Below are 8980 nucleotides of genomic sequence, written 5' to 3'. Positions count from 1 at the left end.
GCGAACACCCGTGAGTAGGAACCGGTCATGTACATCACGCCGTCCTTGATCATCGGCTGCGCTTGCTGACCGCGCTGTTTTTCACCGCCGAACGAAAAGGCCCAGACCGGGCGCAAGTCTTTCACGTTGTCGACATTGAGGGTGTCCAGCGGGCTGTAGCGCTGACCCTGGACGCCCAGGCCATTGGTGACGACCTGTTCCGGATTCTTCGGATCCTGGAGGATGTCTTGATCGGAGACTGCGGCCATTGCCTGGCCGGACAACAGCATGGCACTGAGCAGCACGCTCAAGACGAAGGGTTGGCGACGTGCGGGTTGGGTCATGACGGCTACCTCTGCGGTTTTTGTTATACCCGGGAAATTTTCCCGGTCTGGTGCAGATTCTTGGGCGCCGCCGCCMTTGCAACAATTGCCCGCAATGCGGAGATTTCTAGTTCCTTGGTAGCGGGTCGGATGATGCCAATCAACGAAGGCTCACCACAAAGGATGCGTCGTATCTGAGATGGACTACTGATCCTTGCCGGAATCCACCCGCGTCATCTGCGCGCGCTCATAGCGCGGGTACAAATGGCTGACGCTGCGGATCAGCTCATAACGGCTCAGGTTGATCCCGGCGAAACGTTCAGGAATGGGGCTGCGGATCATCTCGGCCATGTCGCTGCCGTTCGCCGCACCGTCGTGCATGAGTTGATCGAGCCAGGAGAGGTAATCGCGCATCTGCTCGAACGGTTTGCTGTCCGTTGCCACGGGCCCATGCCCGGGCACAATCAGCGTCCACGGCAATCCCTGAAGCGTGGCGATATCCGCCAGCCACACCGACAACCCCGGGCTGTTCGGCGTGGTCAGGGCCCGCTGATAAAACACCAGATCCCCGGCAAACAGCACGCCGGTTTTCTGGTCGAGAATAGCCAGATCCGCGCCGGTGTGCCCACCCAGACTCAGYAGCCGCAAATCGTGGTTCCCAAAACTTTGCACGCCTGGCGTCAGCGTCTGCGTCGGCAACACCACTTCGGTGCCGCGCATCCAGTCACCCACCAGTCGATACATGTTCTCGGCCATCGCATCACCCTGTTGATGCAACAGCTCGGTGGTGCCGGCCAGTGCAGCAATCGGCACGTCGGTGAAGGCCTGATTGCCCAGCACATGGTCGGGATGGTGATGGGTCAGCAACACCTGGATCACCGGTTTATCGGTGGTTGCGGCAATCGCTTTGCGCAGGGCCTCGCCGTAGCGCTTCGATGGCCCGGTGTCGATCACCACCACCCCTTGCCCGGTGACGATGAACGCGGTGTTGACGATGTTGCCGCCGTTGTTCTTGGCGAAGTTATCGGTGCTGCCCTCAAGCAGCCAGGTGTCTTCGGCAATCTGTCGGGGCTTGAGTGCGTAATCGGGATCGGCCAGGGTCGGCAGGCTCACACAGATGAACAACAACAGCATCCAGCGCATCACACGCTCCTTGGGTCAGGGTATGGCCGCATCGAATTGATTGCCGCTGTTGTCGCGCAGTATCAGGCGCGTCTGCCCCGCACCTTCGATGTCGAAAGCCAGGTTGGGGTTCTCGCTGACCGCCGGGAACAGCTCCAGACGCGCCAGTACCCGGTTGTCTGAGTCCCGCAGCTCGGCCTGGTTGAGGAAAAATTCCGGGATGCCGCTGACCATGCCGTTGTCCATCGGATGCGCCACCTGCAAACGCACGCGACTGAACTCACCACGGGGATAACGACCGCCAAGCACTTCGCCGATGTGTTCTTCCCAGCCCGGCTGGGTGCGCACCACGCTCGGCGCCGTGCAACCGCCGCCGGCCGCGTCGATCAGGGTCGAGCCGACATGCCACAGCCCGTCGCGAGTCAACACCGCCGCGCGCAATGGCGTGGCCTGTTCAACGCGGATGCGGATCGACAGCCAGGGCAGCACACCGGTCAAAGGCTCGAAGTCGACGATTTTCGGCAGCGGGTTGAGTTCGGCCCAGGCAAGGATTCGCACCACTTCGCCCTTGAACGCCCGAGCGTCGATTTCCAACGGCACTTGCCGGGCGTCTTCGGCGAACGGCGGTGCCAGCAGCTTGACCCGCTCGTCGAACACGAACGGTGCGTCGCCAAGCATCTGCTTGTGATAGAACGCCCACATCACCGACGGCACCGGATCGACCTCAACCGCCTGCGCGGCCAAGGGCAACCAGCAGGCCAACAGCCAACGCGCGCGCCAGTTCATTGTTGATACATCTCGGGCACGTCATAGCGCAGGCCGTAATGGGCATAAATGCTTTTGACCGTGCCCTCGCGAATCAACGCTTCCAGCGCCTCTTCCACGGCATAGGCCAGTTGCCGGTTGCTTTCATGCACCGCCATGCCGATCTCCCAGCGTTGCTTGCCCATGTTCGGATAGGCGTTTTCCGCCAGCGCCACTTGCGGGTCGGCGGCCTGATGCACCTGCCAGTCGATCTCGCCGCGCATCGCCATCACCGCGTCGACTTCACCGGCCTTCATCGCGGCAAACGCCTGGGGCACACCGGGGTAATGGTGGGTCTTGGCGGCGAGCATGCCGTTGAACACCGAGGTCAGGTAAAACGAGGGCACACTGTCGACTTCGACGCCAATCGGGTGCTGCTGGAACACCGCGACGCTGGCCACCGAGTCCAGTCGACGACGGTCATACGCCACCTGCCATTGTTCGGTCTGGTACGGCCCGAACATCACCACATGGCCGTTCTCCAGTTCGCCCAGCTCATTGCGTTTCTGTGAGTAATCGCGGTCGTAGGGGACGCGCATCATCAGGTCGGCCAGTTGCTGATTGTGCAGCTGACTGGCCCGCCAGATGTAATCGCGCAGGTCGTCGTCGAGCTTCTCCCCGGCGGGCGCCCAGATCAGTTTCAGGCGTACCCCCATGGCCTTGGCCAAGGCCTGGGCGAGTTCGACATCGACTCCGCGAGGCTGGCCGGCGTCTTCGAAACTGTAGGGCGCGAAGTCCTTGTAGACCGCGACTTTCAGCTCGGCGGCGGCGATCATTTCGTCATAGGTCCGGACCTGTGCCTGCGCTGCCTGGCAGCACAACCACACAGCGCTGATCAACACCGCGAGCAGGCGCATGGGTCACTCCTCGACGTGCACGCTGTCCAGGTAGGTGCGTACCGCCCACAAGGCTTCCTGACTCAAATAGTCAGCCATCTTCGGCATGTACACTCGGCCATCACGCACGGCGCCATGGCGCACCCGTTCGACGAACCACTCGTCACCGGCTTCGGCGACGTCGAGCTTGCGCAAGTCAGGGGCGATGCCGCCGGACTTGGCTTCCAGGCCATGACAGGCCGCGCAGTTCTGGTTGTAGGCCGAAGAGCCGATTTCCAACGCTTTATCGTGCTCCGGAGAGGAACGATACGGGTTCACCGCCGCCCAACCATCGGCATCGACCTGCACACCGGCATCCTTGATCGGGGTCAGTCCCTTGGTTTCGACGGCCTGGGGTACCACGTTGCCGTGGGCCCAGACGGAACCTGCGCTGATGAAGCCGGCCAGCAGTCCGGCAACGAGCAAGGCGTTGCGTTTTGTTGTCATTGTTATGCCCTCAAGATTGCACGCAAAACCTCTTTGCAGAGGCTATGGCAGCCATCTTAGGAACGGCTTCGCGCCAACCCCATGCTGCTTTGGTGGTCGCGGCCTACTCCCTTGGTAGTAGGGCTTGCGGCGAACAGTCCGGGGGCGTTCTGGCGCCGTTACTACCTTGGTACTGGCCCATCGATACTTTCTGCATATTTCCCCGACCGACCGGGGTTCCTATGCTGGCGCTACCTGTGATGGAGTGCCTTATGCGCCAGCTCGCCCCTTATGCCTTGATCTACCTGCTGGCGATTGCCTGCGCCGCCGGGCTGGCGACCCAGAGTCAGGCGGCGGATGCGCCGTTGCAGGTGCGGATCGGCTACCTGGGGTATCGCCCCGATCCTGGGCCATTGCTGTCGAACGTTATTCCTGAACCGACCGATGCCGGCCTGCGGGGCGCGGAGCTGGCGATCATCGACAGCAACAGTACCGGGCGTTTCCTCAATCACAGCTACAGCCTGGTCAGCGCCAACGTCGACAACCCCGACGCCTTGCTCGAAGCCGCCAAAGCCCAACACGAACAAGGCCTGCGCCTGTTTGTGGTGAATGCTCCGGCGGAAAACCTGCGCCGACTCAGCGCTGTGCTACCCGACAGCCTGCTGTTCAATGCCGGCAGCCCCGATGACAGCCTGCGCACTACCGATTGCCTGCCGAACGTGCTGCACAGCCTGCCGAGCCGGGCGATGCTGGCCGATGCGTTGGCGCAGTTTCTGGTGCTGCGCAAATGGCAACGGGCGCTGCTGATCGTCGGCCCGACCGCCGACGATCAAGCCTACGCCGCCGCCCTGCGCCGGGCGGCAAAACGCTTCGGCCTGCAACTGGTGGCGGAGAAAGCCTGGAGCTTCGATAACGATCAACGGCGCAGCGCCCAGGCCGACATGCCGCTGTTCACCCAAACCGCCGAGTACGACGTGGTGCTGGTGGCCGATGAACGCGGCGATTTCGGCGAGTACGTGCCCTACCAGACCTGGTACCCACGGCCGGTCGCCGGCACCCAGGGCCTGACCCCGGTGGGCTGGCACAAGACCGTGGAAACCTACGGTGCCGCCCAGTTGCAAAAACGCTTCGAAGCCCTGGCCGGGCGCTGGATGAACGATCGGGATTTCGCCGCGTGGATGGCGGTGCGCAGCATCGCCAGCGCGGTGGGCAAATTGCGCCAGGTCGATGCCATGGCGATTCGGACGCTTGAAATCAGCGAGCAATTGCCGCTGGACGGCTTCAAGGGCCGCAAGCTCAGTTACCGGCCGTGGAACGGTCAGTTGCGCCAGCCGATCCCCATCGTGCAACCCCGGGCGCTGGTCAGCACGTCGCCGCAAGACGGTTTCCTGCACCCCTTCAACGAAATGGACAGCCTGGGTTACGACAAAGCCGAGGTCAGCTGCCGCTTTCCCTGAAAGCCCTACCCCCATAACAACAAGGAATCTGCCATGCGCCGCACCCTGCTTTCATGCGCTCTACTGCTCGCCGCCGGGCATGCGGCGGCCAGCACCGCCTGGGTCTCCAACGAAAAGGACAACAGCCTGAGCCTGATCGACATGCAGACCCTGCAAGTCACCGACACCCTGCCCGTCGGCCAGCGCCCGCGCGGCCTGTTGCTGTCCCACGACAACAAGCTGCTGTACATCTGCGCCAGCGATTCGGACCGGGTCCAGGTGATGGACGTCGCCACGCGCAAGATCATCAAGGAACTGCCTTCGGGCAAAGACCCCGAACAATTCGCCCTGCACCCCAACAATCGCTGGTTGTATGTCTCCAACGAAGACGATGCGCTGGTGACGGTGATCGACACCGAAACCTCCAAGGTGCTCGGGCAGATCAACGTCGGCGTCGAGCCCGAAGGCATGGCCGTCAGCCCCGATGGCAAATGGGCGGTGAACACCAGCGAAACCACCAACATGCTGCACTGGATCGACACCAGCACCCAGACCCTGGCCGACAATACGCTGGTGGATCAGCGGCCGCGTTTCGTCGAGTTCAATCCCGATGGCTCGCAGCTTTGGGCCTCGGCGGAAATCGGTGGCACGGTGACGATTCTCGATGTCGCCAGCCGCAAGATCCTCAAGACCCTGAGTTTCCAGATCAAAGGCGTGCACCCGGACAAAGTCCAGCCTGTCGGCATCAAGCTCAGCGCCGACGGCAAGTACGGCTTCGTAGCCCTCGGCCCGGCCAACCATGTGGCGGTGATCGACGCCAAGACCTTCGAGATTGTTGATTACCTGCTGGTGGGCCGACGGGTCTGGCAGATGGCGTTCACCCCGGATCAACGGCAATTGCTGGCCACCAATGGCGTCAGTGGCGATGTGTCGGTGATCGATGTCGACACCCTCAAAGTCAGCAAATCGGTGAAGGTCGGGCGCTATCCGTGGGGCGTGGTGGTGACACCATGAACGCCCTTGAGGTCAGCGACCTGAGTTTCGCCTACGGCCCGCGCGAGGCCTTGCGCCAAGTGAGTTTCAGCTTGGCACCGGGGCGTTTTGCGGCGCTGCTTGGGCCCAATGGCGCGGGCAAATCCACCCTGATCGCCCTGCTCACCCGCCTCTATGATCTGCAACGCGGTGATATCCGCGTCGGCGGATGCTCGTTGCGCGACGCGGCACGCCCGGCGCTCAAGCAATTGGGAGTGGTGTTTCAGCAAAGCACGCTGGATCTGGACCTCAGCGTCGAGCAGAACCTGCGTTATCACGCCGCGCTGCATGGTCTGTCCCGACGCCAGACCGGGCTGCGGGTCGACGCGGAGCTGGCGCGTCAGGCCCTGACCGAGCGCCGTCGCGAGCGAGTACGCGAACTCAATGGCGGCCACCGCCGGCGGGTGGAAATCGCCCGCGCGTTGCTGCACGAACCACGCCTGTTGTTGCTTGACGAGGCCAGCGTCGGCCTCGACCCGGCCAGTCGCCTGGCGCTCAATCAGCACATCCGCAGCCTGTGCCGCGAGCAAACCATCAGCGTGCTCTGGACCACTCATTTGCTGGATGAAGTGCAACCCAGCGACGACTTGCTGATCCTGCATCAAGGCCGTTTGGTCGCCAGCGGACAAGCTGATGCGCTGAGCCTGGAACATGGCGGCGACCTCGATTCGGCTTTCGCTCGCCTGACCAACTCGGCCCCTTCAGGAGCAGTCAGCAGATGAACGCTTACTGGCAATGTTTCAGCGGCATCGTGCTGCGCGAATGGCTGCGCTTCGTGTTGCAGCGCACGCGGTTTCTCAGTGCGCTGGTGCGGCCGCTGCTGTGGCTGCTGGTGTTCGCTGCCGGGTTCCGCGCGGCACTGGGCATCGCCATCATCGAACCCTACGACACCTACATTCCCTATGAGGTTTACATCATCCCCGGCCTTGCCTGCATGATCCTGCTGTTCAACGGCATGCAAGGTTCGTTGTCGATGGTGTATGACCGGGAGATGGGCAGCATGCGCGTGCTGTTGACCAGCCCCCTGCCCCGGACCTTTCTGCTGTGTAGCAAATTACTGGCGACGTCGCTGATTTCGCTGTTGCAGGTGTACGCCTTCCTCGCGATTGCCTGGCTGTACGGCGTGCAACCGCCGGCCATGGGCCTGTTGCTGGCGTTGCCGGCGTTGCTGCTGGTGGCGTTGATGCTCAGTGCGCTGGGCCTGTTGCTGTCCAATGCGATTCGCCAACTGGAGAACTTTGCCGGGGTGATGAATTTCGTGATCTTCCCGCTGTTTTTCCTGTCGTCGGCGCTGTATCCGCTGTGGAAAATGCGCGATTCCAGCGAGTGGCTGTATTGGCTGTGCGCCTTGAACCCGTTCACCCATGCGGTGGAGCTGGTGCGCTTCGCGCTGTACGAACGCTTCAACCTCTTGGCGCTGGCGGTGTGCGCGGGGCTGACGCTGGTGTTCGCCCTGCTCGCCGTGCTCACCTTCAACCCGCAACATGCGGCCTTGCGTAAATCCGGCTGACTACTCCGAACGATAAAAAACAGGACAAAATTACTACTTTGGTACTGGTTTACCTGTCTATCGTCGCATTCACAACGCATCGCTACTGGCATGTAATGGGTTCATAACTATAAGGACTGACCCCTATGCCGCGTGCCCGACGTGTTCTGTTGCGCCCTGCTCTCGCTGCGCTGTCGCTGAGCCTGTTGCTGGGCACCGCACAGGCCGAAACAGCGCTGTTCTCCGCCGACGGTTATCGCATCGGCCTGTACCGCAGCCCGACTCCGACTCAGCTCCAGGGCGCGAGCATCATCGACACGCCCGCCCTGCAAGACCTGCTCAAGCAGACACCCCCGCCGGTGCTGATCGACGTCTACCGCCGACAATGGCTGCAAGGCCGCTTCATTGAAGACCAGCCCCACGAAAACCTGCCCGGCAGCCATTGGTTGGCCAATACCGGTGACGGCGATCTGACGCCCGACTGGCAAGACTATTTTGCGCGTAACCTGAACACATTGACCGCTGGCGATCACACGCAACCGTTGGTCTTTTACTGCCGCTCCGATTGCTGGTTGAGCTGGAACGCGGTAAAACGCGCTGCTTCCATGGGCTATAAAACACTGTATTGGTACCGCGACGGACTGGATGCCTGGCAAGCGGCGAATCTGCCCGTGACACAGGCGAAGCCCGAGCCTTTTCCCTGACTTGAGCATTTGCGTGTTGTTGCCACACCCTGAAAAAAAAATAATGAGGTGAAAGGCCATGTACAAAATTCTGATTGCCGACGATCACCCGCTGTTTCGCGAAGCCATTCATAACGTCATCAGCGACGGTTTCCCCGGCAGCGAGGTCATGGAAACCGCCGACCTCGACAGCGCCCTGGCCCTGACCCAGGAGCACGACGACCTGGACCTGATCCTGCTCGACCTGAACATGCCCGGCATGCACGGCCTCAATGGCCTGATCAACCTGCGCAACGAGGCGCCGACCATTCCGGTGGTGATCGTCTCGGCCGAACAGGACAAGCAGATCGTGCTGCAAGCCATCACCTATGGCGCGGTGGGGTTCATCACCAAGTCCTCGCCACGGGCGCAGATGACCGAAGCCATCCAGCAGATTCTCAATGGCAATGTGTACCTGCCGCCGGACATCATCCGCACGCAAAAGAGCGGTGCCAGCCGGCGCATGAGCGAGACCCCGAGCTTCCCGCCGGAGCTGCTCCAGGCGCTGACCCGCAAACAGCTGCTGGTGCTTGAACGCATGACCAAGGGCGAGTCGAACAAACAGATCGCCTACACCCTGGAAATCGCCGAAACCACGGTCAAGGCCCACGTCTCGGCGATCTTGCGCAAACTCAATGTGCACAACCGGGTGCAGGCGATATTGAGTGCCGGGGATATTGATTTCGGGTCGTATTTGCGGCGGTAACTGCCCGGTTTGAAAGCTGACCTGTGGCGAGGGAGCTTGCTCCCGCTCGGCTGCGAAGCAGTCGTC

At 61.9% G+C, this 8980-nt stretch carries 10 protein-coding genes and 1 pseudogene; 6 read left to right on the top strand and 5 right to left on the bottom strand.

From position 1 onward, the window contains the following. From AC1DLB_RS12790 to pedF, 5 genes and pseudogenes are all read right to left on the bottom strand, one after another. Window positions 1–323, bottom strand: a pseudogene (locus AC1DLB_RS12790) (PQQ-dependent dehydrogenase, methanol/ethanol family); the annotation flags it as partial. 183 nt (window positions 324–506) lie between these two features. Then, window positions 507–1445: a quinoprotein relay system zinc metallohydrolase 1 gene (locus tag AC1DLB_RS12785; protein ID WP_477742957.1), complete on the bottom strand. Its 939-nt coding sequence runs from the start codon at window positions 1443–1445 to the stop codon at window positions 507–509. Between the two features lie 15 nt (window positions 1446–1460). Continuing rightward, a complete protein-coding gene (locus tag AC1DLB_RS12780) occupies window positions 1461–2210 on the bottom strand; it encodes a quinoprotein dehydrogenase-associated SoxYZ-like carrier (RefSeq protein WP_064618306.1) in 750 nt (249 codons plus the stop codon). After that, complete coding sequence (locus AC1DLB_RS12775; RefSeq protein ID WP_204123800.1) at window positions 2207–3085, bottom strand: substrate-binding periplasmic protein; 879 nt, start codon at window positions 3083–3085, stop codon at window positions 2207–2209. The genes AC1DLB_RS12780 and AC1DLB_RS12775 overlap by 4 nt, the downstream gene beginning before the upstream one ends. 3 nt (window positions 3086–3088) lie before the next feature. Next, window positions 3089–3550: a cytochrome c-550 PedF gene (gene pedF, locus AC1DLB_RS12770; protein WP_018929707.1), complete on the bottom strand. Its 462-nt coding sequence runs from the start codon at window positions 3548–3550 to the stop codon at window positions 3089–3091. 251 nt (window positions 3551–3801) lie between these two features. Here pedF and AC1DLB_RS12765 point away from each other — a divergent pair, with 251 nt between their 5' ends. The 6 genes from AC1DLB_RS12765 (at window position 3802) to AC1DLB_RS12740 (ending at window position 8914) form a co-directional block, all read left to right on the top strand. After that, window positions 3802–4986, top strand: coding sequence for an ABC transporter substrate-binding protein (locus AC1DLB_RS12765; protein WP_477742956.1), 1185 nt, complete (start codon window positions 3802–3804; stop codon window positions 4984–4986). A 33-nt stretch (window positions 4987–5019) separates the two neighbouring features. Beyond that, complete coding sequence (locus tag AC1DLB_RS12760; RefSeq protein WP_086946230.1) at window positions 5020–5979, top strand: YVTN family beta-propeller repeat protein; 960 nt, start codon at window positions 5020–5022, stop codon at window positions 5977–5979. Continuing rightward, the gene (locus AC1DLB_RS12755) at window positions 5976–6719 is read left to right on the top strand and encodes an ABC transporter ATP-binding protein (protein ID WP_477742955.1); all 744 of its coding nucleotides are present in this window, start codon (window positions 5976–5978) and stop codon (window positions 6717–6719) included. The genes AC1DLB_RS12760 and AC1DLB_RS12755 overlap by 4 nt, the downstream gene beginning before the upstream one ends. Next, window positions 6716–7507, top strand: coding sequence for an ABC transporter permease (locus AC1DLB_RS12750; RefSeq protein ID WP_064618314.1), 792 nt, complete (start codon window positions 6716–6718; stop codon window positions 7505–7507). Before AC1DLB_RS12755 ends, AC1DLB_RS12750 begins: the two co-directional genes overlap by 4 nt. A gap of 125 nt (window positions 7508–7632) precedes the next feature. Beyond that, a complete protein-coding gene (locus tag AC1DLB_RS12745) occupies window positions 7633–8190 on the top strand; it encodes a PQQ-dependent catabolism-associated CXXCW motif protein (protein ID WP_477742954.1) in 558 nt (185 codons plus the stop codon). A gap of 58 nt (window positions 8191–8248) precedes the next feature. Further along, window positions 8249–8914 (top strand): response regulator transcription factor, encoded by a 666-nt coding sequence (locus AC1DLB_RS12740; RefSeq protein ID WP_111453489.1) that lies wholly within the window; start codon window positions 8249–8251, stop codon window positions 8912–8914. The last annotated feature ends 66 nt before the right edge of the window (window positions 8915–8980 follow it).

The organism is Pseudomonas sp. 05N434, from assembly GCF_056396965.1.
Note: the sequence above shows the minus strand (reverse complement) of the source record. Positions and strands in the feature narration are given on the sequence as shown.